Genomic DNA, 21,456 nt, shown 5'->3' with positions numbered 1-21,456 from the left:
CCCGCTCGGCCGTCCCGGCGGCCCGGGCCGCCGGGACGGGGGTCTCAGCGCCCCCGCGCGGTCCGCCGGAAGTCGCCGCGGGCGACCCGTGCGGCGAGGGACGCGTCACCGAGCGAGCCGTAGCCGGTCGCCGCCCACAGACTCTCCTCGGACGCCACCTCGAAGTACGGCACGTCCCGGCCGTCGACGCGGTCCGTCAGCACCTCCGGCGCACGGTGCTCCCGTACGGCGCTCGCGCACGCCGCGCAGGCTGCCACCCGCAGCCCGTCGCGGCGCCCCATCGGACGCCAGCGGATCGTGCGGTCGGCGCGGCCGTGCAGCGGGTGGAAGAAGCACAGCGGCAGCGGCGCCTGCCGCGCGCCCTTCCCGCCGCCCCCGCCGTCGGCCTCGTGCAGCGCGTCCCGGCCCTCCGCGACGAGAGCGAGCACGCCCGCCAGGTCGGGCAGGCCGCGGGCACCGTCCAGCACGGTCCCGGCGGCGGCGTAGGCGTCCAGCGCACGCCCCACGGCCGGGCCGGCGCCCTCGCGGTCGCCCGTCTCCTCGCCCAGGGCGACCACCTCCTCGTGGGCGCGCCGCCGCAGCGTCTCCTCGTCGGCGGCACGGGCCGCGGCGAACACCGCCTTGGGCGCGGCGAACGGGGAGGCGGGGCCGGTACGCCGTCCCCCACCGCGCCCGCGACGGCGGACCAGGACCGTGGTGGCCAGGAGCAGCAGCGCGGCCGCCACCGCGAGCACGCCGACGGTCGTTCCCGTGCCGTCGTCGTCGCCCGCGGCGCGGGAGTCCCCCGCGCCCGTGCCCGCGCCCGGGGCGTCCGTGCGCAGGTCCGCGGTCGCGTCCTCGTACGCCTGCCTGCCGTTCCCGGCGTCGATGATCTCGATCGCCCTCTCGATGCGGGCCGCGAGGCCGGCCTCCTTCATCTCCTCCTCGTGGTAGACGGCGCTCGCCGCCTCGCGGGCCTGGTGCCGGTCGCGCGGCCAGTCGAAGCCCTGCACGTCGTCGGAACCGAAGTCGTCGCCGGAGGTGAGCACGACCATGTCGCCGCCGCCGAGCCGGTCCCGTACGACATGGGCGAGCTGCTCCGCGTCCCCGTTCCACGGGTCGCCCTTGACGAGCGGCACCAGGACGACGCGGATGTCGATGCCGGTCTTCTCGATCCGCGCCACCAGATCGCGCCGCTCCTCCGGGGTGACCGCGTGCTCGAGACCGGGGCCGACGTATACGGGCGAGGTGCGGAGGGCGTCGGCGATCTCCTCGCCGGGGCTCGGCGCGGCGCTCGCGGGGAAGGCGGCGCCCAGCCAGAGGAGCAGCGCTGCGGCGACGAGGACGACGGGCCGCGGGCGTCGGGGGGCGAGGGGTTCAGTGGACACCGAGGTACTCCCGTATGTCGTCGACCAGGTCCTCGGTGTCGGTGTCGAAGAGCTGGACGGGGCCGGCGAGTTCGTCGTAGCGCACGGCGCTTCCGCCGTCGGGCGGCGGCAGCCGCAGCATCAGGTCCACGGCCGGCCGCCCCGAGGCCAGCTCGTCCCGGCAGTGCGCGCAGACCGGGGTCCGTGTCGCCTGCGCCGCACCGGGCAGCCGCACGCGGTGCCGGGTGTGAGCGGGTCCGTGCAGCGGGTTGAGCGGACACGGCACGTCGGTGTGCCGCACGGAACGGGCCCGTGCGGCGTGCGCGCCCGCACGGACCAGGGTGAGCGCGCAGGCGAGTTCCAGCGGGTCCGCGTCCCGGTCGAGACGGTGGTCGCCGTCCTCGTCGACGAGCAGGCGAGCGGCGTCCAGGCAGGACCACACCCGTTCCCGCACGTCGGCCGGGAGGGCGGGCCCTTCCGCGTCGAAGGCGGCGCCCAGGTCGCCGAGTTCGGCGTGCAGCGTGCGGCGCAGCCAGCCGGGGGAGGGGCGGTCGGGAGCGGGCGGGCCGGAGCCGGGGGACGGCGTGCCCGCCGCGGTGCCGCGGGCGCCGCCGGTGGACGTACGGGCGCCGGCGCCCGCTCCCGCGCGGGTGGGGGACGTCAGGCCCGCCAGCCCGAGGACGACCGCGGTGACGCCCAGCAGCAGGACCGCGGCGAGCGGGCCGATCAGGGTGAGACCGGGCCAGAAGTCCTCCGACACCAGCGGCGGCAGCAGGTCCTCGGCGACGGCGTCGGGGGCGGGTTCCGGGTCGTGGTACGGCTCGCCGGGCGGGCCCTGCGGAGCCTTCTCGATGTGGGCGAACAGGGCGGTGAGCCGTTCCGGCAGCAGCCTGTCCTCCGCCTCCCAGACCGCCTCCGTGGAGTCCTCGACCTCGTCGGGAAGGCGGTGGAGGGCGGCTTCGTCCAGCCGTGCGCCGTAGTTGGAGACGGTGATGCGGCCGCTGCCGGTGGAGTCCGCGACGACGAAGACGCCGTCCTTCCCCAGCTCGTCGTGGAGGCGTTCGGCCAGCAGCCTCTCGTCCCCCGCGCAGGCGTCCTCGGTGACGACGGGCAGCGCGGCGACGTACACCGGGACGTCCAGTTCCGCGAGCCGGTCCCGCAGTTGCCGCTGCTCGGCGGCGTCGAAGACGGCGGGGCTCTCCGGGTCGGCGTAGAACGGGCTCTCGCGCAGGCCGGCGGCGACGCGTTCGACGCGGGCCCGCAGGTCCTGCGCGGTGGGCGGCGGGCCGGCGTCGCTGCGGGTCTCGTCGCACACCACGTGGCCGCCCACGCCGACGAGCGTCGCGGTGACGGCACCCGCCAGGACCAGCGCGACGCGGGGGGTCAGGCGTCGCCGTGCGGGGCGGGCGGCGGAACGCCCGCCGGAGGAGGGCGACTTGGGCAGGTCGGTGCGGCGCTCGCGCGGGGCGGCGGTCGTACCGGCCCGGCGCCGTACGCCGCGCCGCACCACGTGCCAGCCGCACAGCACGACGGCCAGCGCCGACCCCGACATCAGCGCACCGGTGACGAAGCTCTGGTTGTTGCGGTCGGTGTCGCTGAGGTACCGGTCCGCGGGGCCCTTGCCGCCGTCGTGGTACGCCTGCGCCGCTGCGTCCGCGCGTGCGGCGGCCTCGCCGGAGGCGAGCACCGATACGAACCGTTCGAAGACGGCCACCGCCCCGGCGTCGGAGGGGAGTTCGTACTGGGCGGCGCGCATAGCCTCCCCGGCGGAGGCCCGCACGCCGTAGGCGACGGCCGCACCGTAGATGCCGTCCTCGTCCAGCACGACGTACAGGCCGTCCTCGCCCAGCCGGTCGTGCACGCTCGCCAGCAGGGCCTCCTCATCACCGCCCAACGCCTCGGTCGGCAGCACCATGACGTACGTCGGGACGCCGGTCCGCTCGGCGGCCTTCGCGAACAGCGGGGCGGCGGACCGGGGGACGGAACGCGGCACCTGGTCGCTGACGTACACCGGTTCCTCGGCCAACTGCCGTGCGAGGTAGGTCGAACGGGGGACGGCGGACGCGTTGTCGGCGGCCACGACCGGGGCGGGTGCGGCGAGGACGAGGGCGAGCACCAGCAGCGTCAGCGTCACGGCTCTGTGCATCGAGCGCCCCCGTCCGTCCTCATGTGCGCCCGCCCATCCTGCCCGCCCCCGCCGGCCTTGGGATTTCGGGGGCGGTGCGGAGGCGGCGGCCGGGGGCGCATCAGGTGAGGCTGACGCCGAGCCGCCCCAGGATGGTGAAGGCGTGGGTGCCGTAAACGGCAAGAACGCCGGCCACCACCAAGGCGATCGCACTGAGGGTGATGAGCCAGGACATGCGGATGCTGCCGCGGTCGCATGCGGGCTCGTGGTGTTCGATGTTTTCGCGCATCAGGTGCTTTCAGGTAGGTGTGGTTTCGTGTCGACGGCCAGCACGTTGTCGCACTGGTCGCGGACGTATGCGTTGTGCGTGGCGATGACGACAGCACAGCCGGAGTCGCTCAGCGCCCGGAGGGTGTCGACGACCATGACGGTGTTGTCGTGATCCAAAGCACCAGTGGGCTCGTCGGCGAGGACGAGTGCCGGTTGCTTTACCAGCAGGCGGGCCAGTGCGACGCGCTGTTGTTCGCCGCCGCTGAGGCGGTGGACGTGCTCGCTCTCCCGGCCTGCGAGCCCGACCCGGTCGAGGGCTTCAGCGCTCGTAGGGGCGCCGCCCCTACGACGCCGGGGCTTGGCGGCGACGTCGAGGTTGGCGACGATGGTGGCATTGTCGATGAGCGCGTAGTTCTGGAAGAGGTAGCCGAGGACGTCCCGGCGGAAGCGGCGGGCGCCGCGCTGACCGAGCTGAGTGAGGTCACGTCCTTCGTGGACGATGCGCCCGGCGGTCGGGGTATCGAGCAGTCCCAGACAGTTGAGGAGAGTGGACTTGCCCGATCCGCTGGGCCCGGTGAGCGCAAGCATGCGCCGTGGTTCCACGGTGAATGAGACACCTGACCACAAGGTGCGGGAGCCGAAGGACTTGGCAAGGTGTTGGGTCTCGATCACCGGCCGGCTCCTGCAGGGGGCTTCTTCGGGGTCACGACTGGGTCGCTCCTTCCCTGACGATGCGACGGTGGAACACTGTCAGCGCCACGAGGACCGCGGCGACCTCCACGGTGAGCAGCACGCCGGTGACTCCGAGGTCGACTCCGGTGAGCTCAACGGGGGCGCGGGGCGGTGGGATGCCGAGGGCTTCGAACTTCTCGAGCTCGCTGTTCTGCTGCCAGACCTGCCAGGGCACCCAGGCCGCGAGGAGCGACGCGAGGACCGCCTCGACGGTGAGGACCGGGCGATGGGTCGCGGAGAACGTCCATCCGCAGATGTGACGGGCGAAGATCGCCTGCGCGTTCTTCCGGGAGTGCACGATGCAGACCCCGATTCCCGTGATCAGCAACACAGCGACAGCCACCGCGAGATTGAACAACCGAAGTCTGAAGTCACCCACGACCTGCCGCAGTTTCAGCGCGGCATCTTCTGCGATCGGGACCATGCCGCTGACATAGGTCTCCAGATGGTGCCGTTCGATGCCTGCCACGACGTCGTCCGGACTCTTGAAGACGATGCTCGCCTGCGATGCGTATGCGGTGTAGCCCTTGTCGCTCAGATAGGGCGACCCGTTGGGGAAGGCGATGACGACGGGATCGGTGACGAACGATTCGTCCGCGCCCGGGCGGGGGTCGGCCCGGGACTGGCCACGGGGGTTGTAGGTGAACACGGACTGGCCGTTCCGTACCGGCAGCACTGTGATGTCGGCACGGTCGACACTCTTCGGATCGCTTGGACTCAGCAATCCGGGTACCAGGCTGCGCAGCAGGTCGGTGTGGGCGGACAAGCCGGAGGGAACGAACAGCCGTACCTGCTTGCGGTCGTTCACGTTGGAGGGGATGCGCTGCCCCTCGACGTCGAGAAGCGGCTGCTGGGCGAGGAAAGTCTCGTTGACGAGCAGGACGTCGCCGGGTGGCAGGTCCTCGCGGGGTGCGGACTTTCGTAGCCCCCGGTGCCCGACCACGATGACTTGACCGTCTCGGTCGGCCTCGCGAAGCCAGGCCCCGACGGCCCGGTCCAGGTCCTTGAGCGCATCGGGGCTGGCTAGGCTCCCGTTGAGGGTGATCGAGGTGGCCTTGCCGACCCGTTCGTACGCCTCGCTGCTCGTTTGCCGCTCGACGACGTCCTGTCCGGCGAGCACGACGGCCGTGGCGATGCTCAGCGTGAGCAGCAGCGCGGGGACGCGCACCGTGTACGCGCTCAATGAGGCTGCTCGTGAAGGGAGTTCACCTTTGAGGGCGCTGAGGATTCTGGTCTGGAACGTGAGCCAGAGCATCGCCCCGTGGGTGACGACGGCGACCAGACTGAGCGCCGTGCCGAGTCCGAGGGCGGTCAGGGCGTACAGGCCGAACCATGCGAGGTCGTTGTAGAGCGCGAGGAGTACTCCGGCGACGACGGTCGTTCCGGCCAGGACCGGCGCCCAGAAAACGGCGAGCTGCCGCAGGTCGCGCACCATGATCCGACTGAAGGACCGGCCCTGTAGTCGCAGCACGCCGTATGCCTTGGCGTTGAGCATCACGCCCGCACCGGTCATGGCCACTGCCGCCAGGGCCACGACGAAGAACGACTGGTAAAGCGCGCCTCCCGCGTAGACGGTCCCCAACTGCGACAGGGAGAAGGGGTGATTCACGGTGGCGCGCAAGCCGAAGGAGGAGAGCAGCTTTGTCAGCTCTGCAGCGTCCCCGTCGGTGCCGAACACGTAATAGAAGCCCCGGGGGTCCCGGTGCCCGAGCTCTCCTATCGGATGGACCTCTGTCCGGTAGCTGCCGCTGAACGCCGGGTAGCCGTCCGACAGCCATTCGGCCCGGGGGCCACTCGACGTCATGTAGAGGTGCCTGCGGCTGTACGGTTCGGAGAGGTCGGGAACCTCACGGGCGACCGACGCATCGTGTTCTGCGGCGAAGCGCGTCACCTCATGCACGATCCTGGTGCCGCTCGTGGAGCCGTCTGTGTCAGTGACCCATACCACGGCGGAATGGCCCAGCACCCAGTCCTCGTCGAGGCTCCGCACGAAAAGGAAAGCGAGCACCCCGGAGAACGCCAGTACGGCCACGTGCACGAACGTGATACTTCGGTGGAGCAAGAGATCGCCTTGGTAGGGGCGCCGCCGGCGCGCGCCGTACGTATGGTGGACGATGGTGGGTGGGTCACCAGGGGACAGGAACCTCCGCAGTCCTCCCCTGGTGGCCCACTCACGTTCAGGTCGCTCGTGCCGTGTAAGGCCGGGCGGGAGTCAGCAACTAGTGTTGTAGTACGACTCGTTGCCGCTCAGTGCCACAGGAGCCTGTGTGAAGGACCAGCTGCCCGCAGCCGCCTCGTCACTGTCGATGCGTGCGCCGACGGACGTCGAGCCGTGGCACGTGTCGTCGTGGTAGTAATCCGACCACACGACCGCGGTCCCCGCGCCGTAGTCCCAGGTGCCGCCACCCACGTGCTTGATGGTCGCCAGAGCCGGCGTGGCTCCGACCAGAACGAGGATGCCGGCCGCTGCCGCTGCCCTGAGTCCTTGTTTCTTCTTCACTCGAACTCCCTTGCTCGCGAGGCGATTTGACGAGTGCGACCCTCTCGTGAAGGGTTGTTGAAGATCAAGGAAGTTTTCGGACGGCCAACGTCGGTGTCCGTCGACTGAAAACGATCGTTAGCTGGTCTGGTCGTTACTGAACCGCCTTCCAGTCCGCCTCGCGATCGCCCGGTCGCCGAGTGCGGACGTCACCTGGCCGGGTGGCCGAGGAGCATCGTGGGGGCGCCCGCGACGCGGGTGAGGAACACGGTGGCCGAGCCCGGGCCCCGAGGCTTCACCTTCCGCCGCAGCTCCTCGGGTTCGACGGCGGAGCCGCGCTTCTTCACCGTCAGCGTGCCGATCCGCCGCTCGCGGACCAGGGCGCGCAGCCGCTTGAGGTGGAACGGCAGCACGTCGGTGATCTCGTACGCGGTGGCGAACGGCGTGGGGGTGAGGGCGTCGGCGGTGACGTACGCGATCGTCGGGTCGATCAGCCGGCCGCCGACGGCCGCCGCCGCCTCCGCGACGAGATGGGCGCGGATCACCGCGCCGTCCGGCTCGTAGAGGTAGCGGCCGACGGGGCCCGGCTCCGGGTCGGGCAGCCCGGCGCCGTGCAGGGTCGCGCCCTGCGGCAGCAGTGTGGCCCGCACGCGCGGACCGTTTCCGCCCGCGGGCCCGCCGAACCAGAGCACGGCCTCCTTCACGTCCCCGGCGCAGGAGATCCACTCCGCCTCGGCCTCCTCCGGCACCACGTCGTGCGGGATGCCGGGCGCCACCTTGAGGGCGGCGTGCCGCGCGGCGCGTGCGGTGTCGATCGCCCAGCTCAGCGGCGGTGAGTAGGCCTCCGGGTCGAAGATGCGGCCGCCCCGGCGCCCGCCGCGCCGGGCGGGGTCGACGAACACGGCGTCGCAGCCGGTGAGGTCCGCTGCGGCGACGTCGCCGCAGCGCACCTCGATCAGGCCGTCCAGCCCGAGTGCCGCCGCGTTGGCGCGGGCGACGGCGCAGGTCAGCGGGTCGCGGTCGACCGCCCGGACGGACAGGCCGGCCCGGGCCAGGGCGAGTGCGTCGCCTCCGACGCCGCAGCCCAGGTCGGCGATGCGGCCCACCCCGCGCGAGGCGAACCCGGCGGCGCGGTGCTCCGCGACCGCCGTACGGGTGGCCTGCTCCAGCCCGTTCGGTGTGAAGAACATCCGGGCCGCGTCCGCCGCGCCGAACTTGGCGACGGCTCGCTGCCGCAGCCGGGCCTGAGCGACGGCCGCGGTCACCAGCGACGGCGGATGCGTCCGCCGCAGCCGGGTCACCACGGCCAGCTCGTCCGCGGGGTCGTGGTCGCGCAGCGCGTGCAGCAGCGTCGTGCCCTCGGGCGTCAGCAGCGCGGCGAACGCGGCGACGTCCGCTGGTACGTCGTCCGGCGGGGGGTCCGGTGCGGCGCCGGGCACGTGGTCCGGCGGGTCGGGGGGACCTGGCGTGTCGGGGGTGTCGGATACGGCCACACGGCTCATTCTCCCCGCCGCGCCGGAACGTCTGCGGGGTGTCCCCGGGAGCGGGTGGCACGATCCGGCGTCATGCGAGTAATACGACAAAAGGGAAATATGGCCGGGCGAATGACCCGTCCCGTCCTGGCCTTCTCCGCCCTCGCGCTACTCGCCGCCCTCGCCCCCGGCGCGGGATCGACCGACGGGCCGCCGCCCGCCTCGGCCGCCGGCGACCCGGCGCAGGCGGACGGGCCCGCCACGGCGACCGGTGCCGGAACCGCCGGAACCGCCGCGCCCGGCGAGGACCGGGCGGCACCGGGGGAGCGGGAGGACGCCTCGCGACAGGACGGCCGGACCGGGGCACCGCCCGCGACGCGTCACCGCGACGACGGCCGGCCCCCCGGCCACGGGGGCGGGGAACCGGCCGCCCGCCCGCGCGCCGCGGGCCGCGTCGCCGCGTCGGCACGCCGCCCGCTCGCGCTCTCCTCCGCCGTGGGCCCCGCCGCGCGCGCCCGGGCGCTGGCCACCGCCGACACCCTCGCCGCGCACGCCGCACGCATCCAGCGGCGGGTCGCCGCGTACCACCGCTGGGGGCTTCGGCCGCCGCCACCGCGCCCCGCGCCGCCCGTCGTCAAGCCACGCGTCCGTGGCGCCACGGTGGTGCGCCGGGTGCCCACGGACGACCGGGTCGTCTTCCTCACCATCGACGACGGCGCGCGGAAGAGCCCCGAGTTCCTGCGCATGGTGGACGACCTCGACATCCCCGTGACGTCCTTCCTCGCCGACGACGAGGCGGTGCTCGGCCCGGGATACGGATACTTCCGCCGCCTGGAGATCCTCGGCGGGACCGTCCAGAACCACACGCTCACCCACCCCTACCTGCCGGCGCTCTCCTATCGGGAGCAGCGCCGCGAGATCTGCGGGCAACAGGACCGCATCCAGGAGGAGATGGGCGGTCCCCAGCCGCGCCTTTTCCGTCCGCCGTACGGCGCCTACGACCGGGACACCCTGCGCGCGGCCCGCGCCTGCGGCCTGGACGCCGTCGTGCTGTGGGGCATGGAGGCATGGGCGGACCGCATCGACTTCCAGGGGCCCGGCGCCGACCTCTACCCGGGCGCCGTGATCCTCACCCACTACCGCGGCCCGGCCTCCTGGGGCGACGGCGGCACCATGGCCGACATGCTGCGCGGCGTGCTGGAGGCCGCCGCCGAGCAGGGCTACGCCGTCGGCCGGATGGAGGACTACCTGTGAGCGGCCCGCCCGCTCAGCGCCCGTACAGCGTGGTGAGGTCGATCTCCATGGGGAACGGGACGACGACCGAGAGCGTGTCCCGGTGGATGCCGGTGGCCACGTAGGCGCCCGTGGTGTCGTCCAACTCGTAGGCGTGCACGACCGTCCGGTCGCCCTCCTCCTCGACGCGCCAGAAGTGCCGGATACCGGCGTGGGCATACTTCAGCGGCTTTGTCTCGCGGTCCCGTGCGACGGACTCCGGCGAGACGATCTCGACGACGAGGACGACTTCCCCGGGCAGGTAGGAGGTGCGCTGTTTCTTCGGGGGCGCGTCCACGACCAGGATGTCCGGCTCCGGGCGCTGGCGTTCACCCAGACGGATGGTCATCTCGGCGGGTACACGAAGGTGGTGCGGGGCCGCGAGCTCTATGGCGTTGGCCAGCCGCCGCATCACGATGCTGTGGAACTCGGTCTGCGGCGACATCATGATGAGCGCTCCGTCGATCAGCTCGGTGCGCGGGGCGGACGGCGGAAGCCGGTCCAGGTCGTCGGCCGTCCAGCCGTCCGGGGGCGCCGGCCACAACCAGTCCGGCAGGGATTCCGCACTCACAGTCGGCACTCCTTCGCAGGGCGGACACCTCGACGCGTCGATGCCGCTCAGCGTACCGCCGAGGCCCCGGGACACTCCGGTCGTTGGCACTCTGGTTGACGGAGTGCTAACCGCGGCATAATCTCGGTTCTGGCACTCTCCACCGGTGAGTGCCAAAGGCGCGACGGGCAGATCCGGCACCCGCGACGACGGGTCTTCCAGGTCGCCACCCCAGACATTCATGACCCCGCTGAGAACTCCGAAGGGGGAGGTCGGATCGTGACGACCGCCACCAGCTCCAAGGTTGCCATCAAGCCGCTCGAGGACCGCATCGTGGTCCAGCCGCTCGACGCCGAGCAGACCACGGCCTCGGGCCTGGTCATCCCGGACACGGCGAAGGAGAAGCCCCAGGAGGGCACCGTCCTGGCCGTCGGCCCGGGCCGCTTCGAGGACGGCAACCGCCTGCCGCTCGACGTGTCCGTCGGCGACGTCGTGCTGTACAGCAAGTACGGCGGCACCGAGGTGAAGTACAACGGCGAGGAGTACCTCGTCCTCTCGGCTCGCGACGTCCTCGCGATCGTCGAGAAGTAAGCACCTCCAGCAAGCCGAGAAAGCCGAAGAGAAGCTTTCGATCCGCGCCCCGGTACCCGCCGTGCATGAGCTTCCGGGACCGGGGCGCGGTTCATTCGAGAGGACCCATAGCTCCCATGGCCAAGATCCTGAAGTTCGACGAGGACGCCCGTCGTGCCCTCGAGCGCGGCGTCAACAAGCTCGCCGACACCGTCAAGGTGACCATCGGCCCCAAGGGCCGCAACGTCGTCATCGACAAGAAGTTCGGCGCCCCGACCATCACCAACGACGGTGTCACCATCGCCCGCGAGGTCGAGGCCGAGGACCCCTACGAGAACCTCGGCGCCCAGCTGGTGAAGGAGGTGGCGACCAAGACCAACGACATCGCGGGCGACGGCACCACCACCGCCACCGTGCTGGCGCAGGCGCTGGTCCGCGAGGGCCTGCGCAACGTCGCCGCCGGCGCCTCCCCCGCCGCCCTGAAGAAGGGCATCGACGCCGCGGTCAAGGCCGTCTCCGACGACCTGGTCGGCACCGCGCGCCCGATCGACTCCAAGGAGGACATCGCCGCGGTCGCCGCGCTGTCCGCCCAGGACAAGCAGGTCGGCGAGCTGATCGCCGAGGCGATGGACAAGGTCGGCAAGGACGGTGTCATCACCGTCGAGGAGTCGCAGACCTTCGGCCTGGAGCTGGACTTCACCGAGGGCATGGCCTTCGACAAGGGCTACCTGTCGCCCTACATGGTCACCGACCAGGAGCGTATGGAGGCCGTCCTCGACGACCCGTACATCCTGATCCACCAGGGCAAGATCAGCTCCATCCAGGACCTGCTGCCGCTGCTCGAGAAGATCATGCAGGCCGGCAACAGCTCCAAGCCGCTGCTGATCATCGCCGAGGACGTCGAGGGCGAGGCGCTGTCCACCCTCGTCGTCAACAAGATCCGCGGCACCTTCAACGCCGTCGCCGTCAAGGCGCCCGGCTTCGGCGACCGCCGCAAGGCGATGCTCGGCGACATGGCCACCCTCACCGGCGGCACCGTCATCGCCGAGGAGGTCGGCCTCAAGCTCGACCAGGCCGGTCTGGACGTGCTGGGCACCGCCCGCCGCGTGACCGTCACCAAGGACGACACCACCCTCGTCGACGGCGGCGGCAAGGCCGAGGACGTGCAGGGCCGCGTCGCCCAGATCAAGTCCGAGATCGAGACCACCGACTCCGACTGGGACCGCGAGAAGCTCCAGGAGCGCCTGGCCAAGCTGGCCGGGGGCGTCTGCGTGATCCGCGTGGGCGCGGCCACCGAGGTCGAGCTCAAGGAGAAGAAGCACCGCCTGGAGGACGCCATCTCCGCGACCCGCGCCGCGGTCGAGGAGGGCATCGTCTCCGGTGGCGGTTCCGCGCTGGTGCACGCCGCCAAGGTGCTCGAGGGCTCGCTCGACAAGAAGGACGACGAGGCCACCGGTGTCGCCGTGGTCCGCCGCGCGCTCGTCGAGCCGCTGCGCTGGATCGCCGAGAACGCCGGCCTGGAGGGCTACGTCATCACCTCCAAGGTCGCCGAGCTCGACAAGGGCCAGGGCTTCAACGCCGCCACCGGCGAGTACGGCGACCTGGTGAAGGCCGGTGTCCTCGACCCGGTCAAGGTCACCCGTTCCGCGCTGGAGAACGCCGCGTCCATCGCGTCGCTGCTCCTCACGACCGAGACCCTGGTCGTCGAGAAGCCGGCCGAGGAGGACGAGGCCGCCGGAGGCGGCCACGGTCACGCGCACTGAGCCTGACCGCTCCGCGAGCCGACGACGAGGCCCGGGGCACCCCGCGAGGGGTGCCACGGGCCTCGCCCGTTTTCGCGGCCCGTTCCCGGAGCCCGTTCCGTCAGGGGGGGGCGCGGACGCCGTCAGGCGGACGCCTCCGCGCCGAGTTCGCGCATCAGCCGCGGGATGTCGTAGTGCCACCAGCTCTCGTGGATCTTCCCGTCCTGGAACCGGCACACGGTCGTGCCGGTCATGGTGCACTCCCGGCCGGTGGGCGCGATGCCCATGAAGTCGCCGCGGTGCCGGCCCCGCCACGTCCAGAGCGTCACCACCGTGTCCCCCTCGGCCACCTGCCGGTCGAGGGTGAAGTCGAAGTCGAACGCCTCCCGCCAGCGGGTGACGTCGGCCTTCAGTACGTCCCGACCGACGGTCGTGTTCGCCTCCTTGGCCACGTCGTGGTCCACGTGGTCCGGGATGTACAGCTCGTCGATGACGTCGATGTCGCCGCCGACGGCGACCTCCTCGTAGAAGCGGCGCATGGTCTCCGCGTTGAAGGTCTCGTCCCGCACCACGTCGAGGTCGGTGAAGGTGGGCATGCCGTCGCAGAGCGCCACCATCTCCCGGAACACCCGGTCGGTCTCCGGGAGCCGGGAGTTGCGCATCGCCTCCTCGTACGACGGGAACTCGACGATCTCGACGAAGTGCGCGCCGTCCGAACGGTCCCGGCCCACCACCTCGTGCGTCGCCGTCCGCTTGCCCCGGGTCTGCTCGGCCCACGTGTCCATGAGCCGGTTCATCTCCTCGAACCTGTCGGTCCGGCAGTCGATGAGCTGGAGGAAAGTCATGGCGCCTCCCGCGCTGGCGGAGGTCCCGTCAGCCGTCGGGGCCTCGCTGGTCGGAGGTCGTCCCGGTGCCGAGGAGGGTACCGACGGACGCCGGCGGCGGCCCTTTCCCTTCCAGCTTAGGGCGGTTCGCGGCAGGTCTCACGCGGTCACTTCGGCCCGTACTTCCGGCCCGTTCCGGTGCTCGCGCGGGCCAGCACGCCGCGCGGGGCGAGCCGCATGAGTCCCGCCAGCGCCTTGTACCGGGGGTCCGGGACGGACAGGGTGCGGCCCCGAGCCAGGTCGGCGAGCGCGGCGTCCACGACCCGTGCCGCGTCCAGCCACATCCACCCGGGCACGTTCCCGGCGTCCATGCCCGCCCGCTGGTGGAACTCCGTGCGCACGAAACCCGGGCACAGTGCCATCAGCCGTACCCCGGAACCCGCCAGGTCGGCCGCGACGCCCTGGGTGAACTGCGTGATCCAGGCCTTGGACGCGCCGTAGGTGCCGCGCGGCAGGAACGCGGCGACCGAGGCGACGTTGACCACGCCGCCGCGCCCGCGCTCCCGCATGGCCTCCGCGGCCGCCGCCGTGGAGCGCAGCACCGCCTCGCAGTGCACCCGCAGCATCGTCAGCTCGTCGGCCATCGGCACGTCGAGGAAGCGCCCCTTGTTGCCGAAGCCCGCGTTGTTCACCAGCAGGTCCACCGGACGGTCGCGGTCGCCGACGCGCTCCTCCAGCGCGACGATGCCCTTCTCGGTGGCGAGGTCGGCGGTGAGGACGGAGACCTCGACGCCGTGCCGGTCGTGCAGGTCGGTGGCCCGCTCGTGCAGCCGTTCGGTGTCCCGGGCGAGCAGCACCAGGTGGTGCCCGTCCCGGGCGAGCCGTTCGGCGAACGCGGCGCCGAGGCCCGCGGTGGCCCCGGTGATCAGTGCAGTCGTCATGCGGGCACGCTATCGGCCGTCGGAAAGGCGCTGTCAGGAAGGCGCTGTCAGGAAGGCGCCGTCAGGAGGACGCCGTCCGGCGCAGCGCCTTGTTCCGCGCCTCGGGGTGCAGGGCCTCGCCCGCGTCGAGCAGTTTCGGCAGCAGGTCGGGCTCGGTGGTGACGGCCCGGAACAGCAGCGAGACGGTGACGTCGTGGCCGGGCCGGTGCACGAGGTCGATCGGGTCCCCGGCGCGGATCTCGCCCGGTTCGATCACCCGCAGGTAGGCGCCTGGGGCGGCGCGCTGCGTGAAGGTCTTCACCCAGCCCTTCTCCCCGAGCCAGCCGGCGAACGTGCGGCACGGGATGCGGGCGCTGCTGACCTCCAGCAGCAGGTCGGCGCCGATCCGCCAGCGTTCGCCGATCCGTGCGCCGTTCACGTCGACGCCCGAGGTGGTGAGGTTCTCGCCGAAGACGCCGCCGGTCAGTTCGCGGCCCAGCTCGCCTGCCCAGACGTCGAGGTCCTCGCGCGCGTAGGCGTACACGGCCTGGTGGTCGCCGCCGTGGTGGCGCAGGTCGCCGATGGTGTCGCCGGTCAGCCCGCTGCCGCCGACCCCCTTGGCTCCCGGTGCCGTGACGGAGACGGGGCCGTCGGCCGGGCGCTTGTCGATACCCGTGACGTGGGTGGGCGAGTCGGTGTAGTCCGCGGTGCGCGGCCGGGCGAGGTTCACGGACAGCAGCTGCATCATGGACGCACGCTAGCCCCGGGGCCGTCGCCGGGGCGACCGCACAGGCCCTGCTCCGCGCGAGGCGGGTCACCCCGGCCGCGCCGATGATGAATCGTTTCTGCTCAGCCGCCCGAGCCTGACGACGTCGCGATCAGACGGTGGCGTGCCCGGCCCATCAGCTCCTCGCGCTCGTCCTCGGTCAGGCCGCCCCACACGCCGTACGGTTCGCGGACCGTGAGCGCGTGCGCCGCACACTCGGAGCGGACGGGGCAGCGCATGCAGACCTCTTTCGCGGATGCCTCACGCGCACTTCGGGCCGCTCCGCGCTCACCCTCGGGGTGGAAGAACAGGGAACTGTCGACGCCCCGGCAGGCGGCCAGCAGCTGCCAGTCCCACAGATCGGCGTTCGGGCCCGGGAGGCGGGAGAAATCTGCCATTGCGTGTCCCCTCAGTGGCGTAGTGCGACTGATGTGTCACTCATCGGTAAATATGATCCCTTGCCGAATCTAGCTATTACCCAACCGAAACGGAAGGAATCCCGACCAAACAGGGCATTCATGAACGAGCAGCGCGGCTGCGTGATCTCACCCGACCGTGTCCGTACACTCACGTAGAGTGCCGGAGGCGGCCGCGGCAGCCCGTAACTCTTTTGGGTGACCGTCGTTGAGAGTGCGGAGGTGGTCGACGAGAACCGTCGGGAACCGCGGGTTCCCGGAGTCGTCGGCCGCACACAGGTGACGTTCTGCAACAGCCTGGAGGCTCAAGGTGATGCGCATCAGTGGCGGAGGGTGGTCATGACGTCCGTCCTCGTCTGCGACGACTCCCCGCTTGCCCGAGAGGCGCTCCGCCGCGCGGTCGCGACCGTGCCCGGTGTCGAGCGAGTGACGACGGCCGCCAACGGTGAGGAAGTCCTCCGCCGCTGGGGTGCCGACCGCTCCGACCTCATCCTCATGGATGTCCGGATGCCCGGCCTGGGAGGTGTGGAGACCGTCCGGCGGCTGCTGTCCGCCGACCCCGGCGCCCGCATCATCATGCTGACCGTGGCCGAGGACCTGGACGGCGTCGCCCTCGCGGTGGCCGCCGGTGCCCGCGGCTACCTGCACAAGGACGCCTCGCGCGCCGAACTGCGGGCCACCGTCACGCAGGCCCTGGCCGACCCGACCTGGCGGCTCGCCCCGCGGCGGCTGCGTTCGGCGGAGATGGGCGCGGCTCCCACCCTCACCGCCCGGGAGATCCAGGTGCTGGAGGGCATGAGTCACGGCCGTTCGAACGCCGAGATCGGCCGCGAACTGTTCCTCTCCGAGGACACGGTCAAGACCCACGCCCGTCGGCTGTTCAAGAAGCTCGGCGCCTCCGACCGCGCGCACGCCGTCGCCCTCGGCTTCCGCTGGGGCCTCGTCCGCTAGGGCCTGTCCGGGACGCCACGCGCCCCAGCCCGGCAACTTCTCGCAGGTCGCGTACGTCGCCCGGTCTCCCCGACGGGTGCGGGAAGCCCTCCCGCACCCGTCGGCCCGGGGGCCGACCGGCGCCGGGCCGGGCCGGAACACTCGCGCGTGCCGCATGCTTGAGGTATGGAGTTCCTCGGAACCGGCCGGACAGGCGTGAGGGGAGGGCACGGGAAGTGACCGCGAGTGCGACCGCTCACAGTGCGCATAACGCTTCTGTGCAGAACCAGGGCCGCGATGCGGCGAAACGCAGGGGCCCGGTGCACCATGGACCGATGCGCGACGACGAGAACTCGCCGATCGGCGCCCTCGTCCAGCGCGCCGTCGAGGGGGACGACCAGGCCACGCACGACCTTCTCGCCCACGTGCACCCTCTCGCTCTGCGCTACTGCCGTACCCGGCTGACCCGGCTGCCCGGCGACGCCCGCCACTTCGTGGACGACCTGGCGCAGGAGGTGTGCCTGGCGGTGCTCTGCGCGCTGCCCCGCTACCGCGACACCGGCAAGCCCTTCGACGCCTTCGTGGTCGCCATCGCCCAGCACAAGGTCGCCGACCTTCAGCGGGCCGCCATGCGCCACCCCGGAAGCACGGCCTTCCCCTCAGACGAGATGCCCGAGCGGCCCGACGACTCGCTCGGCCCGGAGGAACGCGCCCTGCTCAGCAGCGACGCCGAGTGGGCGAAGAAACTCCTCGCCAACCTCCCGGAGCACCAGCGCGAACTGGTGCTGCTCCGGGTCGCCGTAGGGCTCTCGGCCGAGGAGACCGGCCAGATGCTCGGCATGTCCCCGGGGGCCGTACGCGTCGCCCAGCACCGGGCGCTCAGCAGACTGCGCGCGCTGGCCGAGCAGTAGGCCCGCCGCCGCTGCCGGCCCCGTGCCGGGTCCGGTGAGGATCACCCGCCCGGCCCGCTAGCATGGACGTCCGCGCCGCGCAAGCATTGGGAAGGTGTCATGACAGGCAACATCGACGGAGTGCCCGCCAAGTTCGCCATGCTCGGGCTGACCTACGACGATGTGCTCCTGCTGCCGGGCGAGTCGGACATGGCCCCGCAGGACATCGACACCTCCTCGCAGGTCTCCCGCAACGTCCGGGTCAACGTGCCGCTGCTGTCCGCCGCGATGGACAAGGTCACCGAGGACCGCATGGCCATCGCCATGGCTCGCCAGGGCGGCGTCGGCGTGCTGCACCGCAACCTGTCGATCGAGGACCAGGCCGCCCAGGTCGACCGGGTCAAGCGGTCGGAGTCGGGCATGGTCACCGACCCGATCACCATCGGGCCCGACGCGGACCTGCGGGAGGCGGACGCGCTGTGCGGCCGCTTCCGGATCAGCGGTGTGCCGGTGACAGACGGCACGGGCAAGCTGCTCGGCATCGTGACCAACCGCGACATGGCCTTCGAGCTGGACCGCAGCCGTCAGGTCCGTGAGGTCATGACGCCGATGCCGCTGGTCACCGGCAAGGTCGGCATCTCCCGCGGCGACGCCATGGAGCTGCTGCGCCGGCACAAGATCGAGAAGCTGCCGCTGGTCGACGGCGAGGGTGTGCTCAAGGGCCTCATCACCGTCAAGGACTTCGTCAAGGCGGAGAAGTACCCGGACGCCGCCAAGGACGCCGAGGGCCGTCTGCTCGTCGGCGCGGCGGTCGGCGTCGCCGGCGACGCGTACGACCGCGCGCAGGCCCTGATCGAGGCGGGCGTCGACTTCGTCGTCGTGGACACCGCGCACGGCCACTCCCGGCTGGTCGGCGACATGGTCGCCAAGATCAAGGCCGACTCGTCGGTCGACGTGGTCGGCGGCAACGTCGCCACCCGCGAGGGCGCGCAGGCGCTGATCGACGCGGGCGTCGACGGCATCAAGGTCGGTGTCGGGCCCGGCTCCATCTGCACCACCCGCGTGGTCGCCGGCATCGGCGTCCCGCAGGTCACCGCGATCTACGAGGCCGCGCTCGCCGCCAAGGAGGCCGGTGTCCCGGTCATCGGCGACGGCGGCCTGCAGTACAGCGGCGACATCGCCAAGGCGCTGGTCGCCGGCGCCGACACGGTGATGCTCGGCAGCCTGCTGGCCGGCTGCGAGGAGTCCCCGGGCGAGCTGCTCTTCATCAACGGCAAGCAGTTCAAGTCCTACCGCGGCATGGGCTCGCTCGCCGCCATGCAGACCCGCGGCGACCAGCGTTCCTTCTCCAAGGACCGCTACTTCCAGGAGGAGGTCGGCGCCGACGACAAGCTGATCCCCGAGGGCGTCGAGGGCCAGGTGCCCTACCGCGGCCCGCTGGGCGCCGTCGTCCACCAGCTCGTCGGCGGTCTGAAGCAGTCCATGTTCTACGTCGGCGGCCGGACCGTGCCGGACATGAAGGAGCACGGCCGCTTCGTCCGCATCACCGCGGCGGGGCTCAAGGAGAGCCACCCGCACGACATCCAGATGACCACCGAGGCGCCGAACTACTCGCGGCGCTGAGCCGCCCGTACCGGCTCGTCCCAGCCCGCGGCCGTCCGGCCGCGGGCTGCGGCGCGTCGGGGATACTGGCACCGCACTCGCAGACGGAAGGGCCCACACGTGACTGAGATCGAGATCGGACGCGGGAAGCGCGGCCGCAAGGCGTACGCGTTCGACGACATCGCCGTCGTCCCGAGCCGGCGCACGCGCGACCCGAAGGAGGTCTCGATCGCCTGGCAGATCGACGCCTACCGCTTCGAGCTGCCCTTCCTGGCGGCCCCCATGGACTCCGTCGTCTCCCCGCAGGCCGCCATCCGCATCGGCGAACTCGGCGGCCTCGGCGTGCTCAACCTCGAGGGCCTGTGGACCCGTTACGAGGACCCCGAGCCGCTCCTCGCGGAGATCGCGGAACTGGACGAGGCCGACGCCAACCGCCGTATGCAGGAGGTCTACGCCGAGCCGATCAAGGAGGAGCTGATCGGCCGCCGCATCAAGGAGGTGCGCGACGCGGGCGTCGTCACCGCCGCCGCGCTGTCGCCGCAGCGCACCGCGCAGTTCTCCAAGGCCGTGGTGGACGCCGGCGTCGACCTCTTCGTCATCCGCGGCACCACCGTCTCCGCCGAGCACGTGTCGGGGCGGGCCGAGCCGCTGAACCTCAAGCAGTTCATCTACGAGCTGGACGTCCCGGTGATCGTCGGCGGCTGCGCCACCTACACCGCGGCGCTGCACCTGATGCGGACCGGTGCGGCGGGCGTGCTCGTCGGCTTCGGCGGCGGCGCCGCGCACACCACGCGGAACGTGCTGGGCATCCAGGTGCCGATGGCCACGGCCGTCGCCGACGTCGCCGCCGCGCGGCGCGACTACCTCGACGAGTCCGGCGGCCGGTACGTGCACGTGATCGCCGACGGGGGCGTCGGCTGGTCCGGCGACCTCCCGAAGGCGGTCGCCTGCGGCGCGGACGCGGTGATGATGGGCTCCCCGCTCGCGCGCGCCACGGACGCCCCCGGCCGCGGCCACCACTGGGGCATGGAGGCCGTCCACGAGGACGTGCCGCGCGGCAAGCGCATGGACCTGGGCACCGTCGGCACGACGGAGGAGATCCTCCTCGGGCCCTCCCACACGCCGGACGGGTCGATGAACTTCTTCGGGGCCCTGCGGCGTGCGATGGCGACGACCGGCTACTCCGACCTCAAGGAGTTCCAGCGCGTCGAGGTCACGGTCGCGCGCTCGCGCTGACCCCGGTGCCGTCGTCGCGGCTCAGAGCCGGTGCGCCGCGCCCGTGGGGCTGACGCCGCGGGTGTCCAGCAGGAGCTGGGACTTGGCCGCCAGGCCCTGGAGGTCGTAGACGCGGTGGTTCTGCAGCAGCACCGTCAGGTCCGCCGCCCCCGCGGCCTCGTACAGCGAGTCGGCGCGGGGGACGGCGACCCCTCCCGCCTCCCAGCGCTGCACGTACGGGTCGTGGAAGCCGACCTCCGCGCCCAGGTCGCGCAGCCGGCTCGCGATCTCCTCGGCGGGTGAGCCGGCCCGGTCCGCCAGGTCGGCCTTGTAGGTGACGCCCAGCAGCAGCACCCGCGCGCCGCGGGCGGACTTGCCGTGTTCGTTGAGTAGCGCGGCGGCGCGTTGCGTCACATAGCGCGGCATGCGGGCGTTCACCTCCTGCGCCAGTTCCACCATCCTCAGCGGGTAGCCGAGCGAACGGCTCGGGTACGACAGGTGGTTGGGGTCGATGGGCACGCTGTGGCCGCCCACCCCGGGCCCCGGCCGGAAGGCATGGAAGCCGAACGGCTTGGTCTCCGCGCAGCGGATCACGTCCCACAGGTCGACACCGATGTCGTGGCAGAAGACCGCCATCTCGTTGATCAGCGCGATGTTGATCTGCCGGTAGTTGGTCTCCAGCAGCGCGGCGGTCTCCGCCTCGCGCGGCCCGCGCGCGCGGACGACCTTCTCGGTGAGCCGGCCGTAGAAGGCCGCGGCGGCCTCCGTGCAGGCGGGGGTGAGGCCGCCGATCACCTGGGGGATGCGGGCGAGGTCGGTCCCCGCCCCGTCCCCCGGGTCGAGACGGTCGGGGGCGTAGGCGAGGTGGAAGTCGCGACCGGCGCCGAGCCCGGAGCCGTCCTCCAGCACGGTGCGCAGGAACTCCTCCGTGCTGCCGGGGTAGACCGTGGACTGGAGCACCACGGTGGTGCGCGGCCGCAGTACCGGTGCCAGCGTGCGGGCGGCCTCCCGGACCGGGCGCAGGTCGAGCGTGCGGTCGGCGCCGAGCGGGGTGTCGACGCAGATCACGACGGTGCGGACGCCGCCGAGTACGGCTGGGTCGCCGGTGGTGCGGAAGCCCTGGGAGAGCATCCGACGCAGTGCGGGCGCGGTGAGCGAGCCGTCGGCGGGCGCCCGGCCGGCGGCCAGGTCGGCGACGGTGCGCGGGTCCGGGTCGTAGCCGATGGTGCCGATACCTGCGGCGGTCGCGGCCCGGGCCAGCGGTAGACCCGAATGGCCCAGGCCGAGTACGGCGAGATCTGCGCGCATGGTTGCGGGCATCCCCTTCCCCGGTGA

General features: G+C 72.1%; 20 protein-coding genes. 7 read left to right on the top strand and 13 right to left on the bottom strand.

Features of this window, described 5'->3' with window-relative positions:
- Positions 1-44: 44 nt before the first annotated feature.
- The 7 genes from K304_RS0108175 to K304_RS0108145 all read right to left on the bottom strand — a co-directional run bounded on the left by K304_RS0108175 (position 45) and on the right by K304_RS0108145 (position 8,454).
- The gene (locus K304_RS0108175; protein ID WP_027763345.1) at positions 45-1,367 is read right to left on the bottom strand and encodes a hypothetical protein; all 1,323 of its coding nucleotides are present in this window, start codon (positions 1,365-1,367) and stop codon (positions 45-47) included.
- The gene (locus tag K304_RS27990; RefSeq protein ID WP_486591602.1) at positions 1,357-3,492 is read right to left on the bottom strand and encodes a hypothetical protein; all 2,136 of its coding nucleotides are present in this window, start codon (positions 3,490-3,492) and stop codon (positions 1,357-1,359) included. The genes K304_RS0108175 and K304_RS27990 overlap by 11 nt, the downstream gene beginning before the upstream one ends.
- Before the next feature lie 100 nt (positions 3,493-3,592).
- Entirely contained in the window at positions 3,593-3,760 is a 168-nt protein-coding gene (locus K304_RS33285) for a hypothetical protein (RefSeq protein ID WP_158687316.1), read from the bottom strand.
- Positions 3,760-4,413: an ATP-binding cassette domain-containing protein gene (locus tag K304_RS0108160; protein ID WP_027763344.1), complete on the bottom strand. Its 654-nt coding sequence runs from the start codon at positions 4,411-4,413 to the stop codon at positions 3,760-3,762. The genes K304_RS33285 and K304_RS0108160 overlap by 1 nt, the downstream gene beginning before the upstream one ends.
- A 31-nt stretch (positions 4,414-4,444) precedes the next feature.
- Positions 4,445-6,505, bottom strand: coding sequence for a hypothetical protein (locus K304_RS0108155; RefSeq protein ID WP_158687315.1), 2,061 nt, complete (start codon positions 6,503-6,505; stop codon positions 4,445-4,447).
- Positions 6,506-6,685: 180 nt separating this feature from the next.
- On the bottom strand, positions 6,686-6,973 hold the full coding sequence (locus tag K304_RS0108150; RefSeq protein ID WP_027763342.1) for a lactococcin 972 family bacteriocin: 288 nt from the start codon (positions 6,971-6,973) through the stop codon (positions 6,686-6,688).
- Between the two features lie 188 nt (positions 6,974-7,161).
- Positions 7,162-8,454: a class I SAM-dependent methyltransferase gene (locus K304_RS0108145; RefSeq protein ID WP_106965550.1), complete on the bottom strand. Its 1,293-nt coding sequence runs from the start codon at positions 8,452-8,454 to the stop codon at positions 7,162-7,164.
- Positions 8,455-8,556: 102 nt separating this feature from the next.
- On the opposite strand from K304_RS0108145, the gene K304_RS0108140 reads away from it, so the two are divergent.
- A complete protein-coding gene (locus K304_RS0108140; RefSeq protein WP_027763340.1) occupies positions 8,557-9,678 on the top strand; it encodes a polysaccharide deacetylase family protein in 1,122 nt (373 codons plus the stop codon).
- Positions 9,679-9,691: 13 nt separating this feature from the next.
- On the opposite strand, the gene K304_RS0108135 is transcribed toward K304_RS0108140, so the two are convergent.
- Entirely contained in the window at positions 9,692-10,267 is a 576-nt protein-coding gene (locus tag K304_RS0108135) for a Uma2 family endonuclease (RefSeq protein WP_027763339.1), read from the bottom strand.
- Positions 10,268-10,525: 258 nt separating this feature from the next.
- Between K304_RS0108135 and groES the strand changes: the two genes are divergently transcribed.
- Together groES and groL are read left to right on the top strand one after the other, a co-directional pair.
- Complete coding sequence (gene groES, locus K304_RS0108130) at positions 10,526-10,837, top strand: co-chaperone GroES (RefSeq protein ID WP_027763338.1); 312 nt, start codon at positions 10,526-10,528, stop codon at positions 10,835-10,837.
- 116 nt (positions 10,838-10,953) lie between these two features.
- Positions 10,954-12,579 carry a chaperonin GroEL gene (gene groL, locus K304_RS0108125; RefSeq protein ID WP_027763337.1) on the top strand — a complete coding sequence of 542 codons (1,626 nt, stop codon included), beginning with the start codon at positions 10,954-10,956 and terminating at the stop codon, positions 12,577-12,579.
- Between the two features lie 122 nt (positions 12,580-12,701).
- On the opposite strand, the gene K304_RS0108120 is transcribed toward groL, so the two are convergent.
- The 4 genes from K304_RS0108120 to K304_RS0108105 form a co-directional block, all read right to left on the bottom strand.
- A complete protein-coding gene (locus tag K304_RS0108120) occupies positions 12,702-13,403 on the bottom strand; it encodes an ester cyclase (RefSeq protein WP_027763336.1) in 702 nt (233 codons plus the stop codon).
- 146 nt (positions 13,404-13,549) lie between these two features.
- Positions 13,550-14,323 carry an SDR family NAD(P)-dependent oxidoreductase gene (locus K304_RS0108115; RefSeq protein ID WP_027763335.1) on the bottom strand — a complete coding sequence of 258 codons (774 nt, stop codon included), beginning with the start codon at positions 14,321-14,323 and terminating at the stop codon, positions 13,550-13,552.
- Between the two features lie 61 nt (positions 14,324-14,384).
- Positions 14,385-15,047: an MOSC domain-containing protein gene (locus tag K304_RS0108110; RefSeq protein WP_027763334.1), complete on the bottom strand. Its 663-nt coding sequence runs from the start codon at positions 15,045-15,047 to the stop codon at positions 14,385-14,387.
- A 104-nt stretch (positions 15,048-15,151) separates the two neighbouring features.
- On the bottom strand, positions 15,152-15,466 hold the full coding sequence (locus K304_RS0108105; protein ID WP_027763333.1) for a WhiB family transcriptional regulator: 315 nt from the start codon (positions 15,464-15,466) through the stop codon (positions 15,152-15,154).
- 357 nt (positions 15,467-15,823) lie between these two features.
- Between K304_RS0108105 and K304_RS0108100 the strand changes: the two genes are divergently transcribed.
- From K304_RS0108100 to K304_RS0108085, 4 genes are all read left to right on the top strand, one after another.
- Positions 15,824-16,435, top strand: a complete 612-nt coding sequence (locus K304_RS0108100; protein WP_003948568.1) for a response regulator transcription factor — start codon at positions 15,824-15,826, stop codon at positions 16,433-16,435.
- Positions 16,436-16,749: 314 nt separating this feature from the next.
- Positions 16,750-17,325 (top strand): sigma-70 family RNA polymerase sigma factor, encoded by a 576-nt coding sequence (locus tag K304_RS0108095; protein ID WP_027763332.1) that lies wholly within the window; start codon positions 16,750-16,752, stop codon positions 17,323-17,325.
- A 99-nt stretch (positions 17,326-17,424) separates the two neighbouring features.
- The gene (gene guaB / locus K304_RS0108090) at positions 17,425-18,927 is read left to right on the top strand and encodes an IMP dehydrogenase (protein WP_027763331.1); all 1,503 of its coding nucleotides are present in this window, start codon (positions 17,425-17,427) and stop codon (positions 18,925-18,927) included.
- A 99-nt stretch (positions 18,928-19,026) separates the two neighbouring features.
- Positions 19,027-20,142: a GuaB3 family IMP dehydrogenase-related protein gene (locus tag K304_RS0108085; RefSeq protein WP_027763330.1), complete on the top strand. Its 1,116-nt coding sequence runs from the start codon at positions 19,027-19,029 to the stop codon at positions 20,140-20,142.
- A 21-nt stretch (positions 20,143-20,163) separates the two neighbouring features.
- On the opposite strand, the gene K304_RS0108080 is transcribed toward K304_RS0108085, so the two are convergent.
- Positions 20,164-21,429 carry a nucleotide sugar dehydrogenase gene (locus K304_RS0108080; protein WP_027763329.1) on the bottom strand — a complete coding sequence of 422 codons (1,266 nt, stop codon included), beginning with the start codon at positions 21,427-21,429 and terminating at the stop codon, positions 20,164-20,166.
- Positions 21,430-21,456 lie beyond the last annotated feature (27 nt).

This window comes from Streptomyces sp. CNS606 (assembly GCF_000426325.1).
This window is presented reverse-complemented; position numbering and strand designations above follow the sequence as displayed.

Bases quoted from the DNA above. Each gene is read 5' to 3' on its own strand.
- K304_RS27990 (WP_486591602.1), bottom strand. From the start codon at position 3,492: ATGCACAGAGCCGTGACGCTGACGCTGCTGGTGCTCGCCCTCGTCCTC.
- K304_RS33285 (WP_158687316.1), bottom strand. From the start codon at position 3,760: ATGCGCGAAAACATCGAACACCACGAGCCCGCATGCGACCGCGGCAGC.
- K304_RS0108145 (WP_106965550.1), bottom strand. From the start codon at position 8,454: ATGAGCCGTGTGGCCGTATCCGACACCCCCGACACGCCAGGTCCCCCC.
- K304_RS0108140 (WP_027763340.1), top strand. From the start codon at position 8,557: ATGACCCGTCCCGTCCTGGCCTTCTCCGCCCTCGCGCTACTCGCCGCC.
- groL (WP_027763337.1), top strand. From the start codon at position 10,954: ATGGCCAAGATCCTGAAGTTCGACGAGGACGCCCGTCGTGCCCTCGAG.
- K304_RS0108120 (WP_027763336.1), bottom strand. From the start codon at position 13,403: ATGACTTTCCTCCAGCTCATCGACTGCCGGACCGACAGGTTCGAGGAG.
- K304_RS0108115 (WP_027763335.1), bottom strand. From the start codon at position 14,323: ATGACGACTGCACTGATCACCGGGGCCACCGCGGGCCTCGGCGCCGCG.
- K304_RS0108110 (WP_027763334.1), bottom strand. From the start codon at position 15,047: ATGCAGCTGCTGTCCGTGAACCTCGCCCGGCCGCGCACCGCGGACTAC.
- K304_RS0108105 (WP_027763333.1), bottom strand. From the start codon at position 15,466: ATGGCAGATTTCTCCCGCCTCCCGGGCCCGAACGCCGATCTGTGGGAC.
- K304_RS0108100 (WP_003948568.1), top strand. From the start codon at position 15,824: ATGACGTCCGTCCTCGTCTGCGACGACTCCCCGCTTGCCCGAGAGGCG.
- K304_RS0108095 (WP_027763332.1), top strand. From the start codon at position 16,750: ATGCGCGACGACGAGAACTCGCCGATCGGCGCCCTCGTCCAGCGCGCC.
- guaB (WP_027763331.1), top strand. From the start codon at position 17,425: ATGACAGGCAACATCGACGGAGTGCCCGCCAAGTTCGCCATGCTCGGG.
- K304_RS0108080 (WP_027763329.1), bottom strand. From the start codon at position 21,429: ATGCGCGCAGATCTCGCCGTACTCGGCCTGGGCCATTCGGGTCTACCG.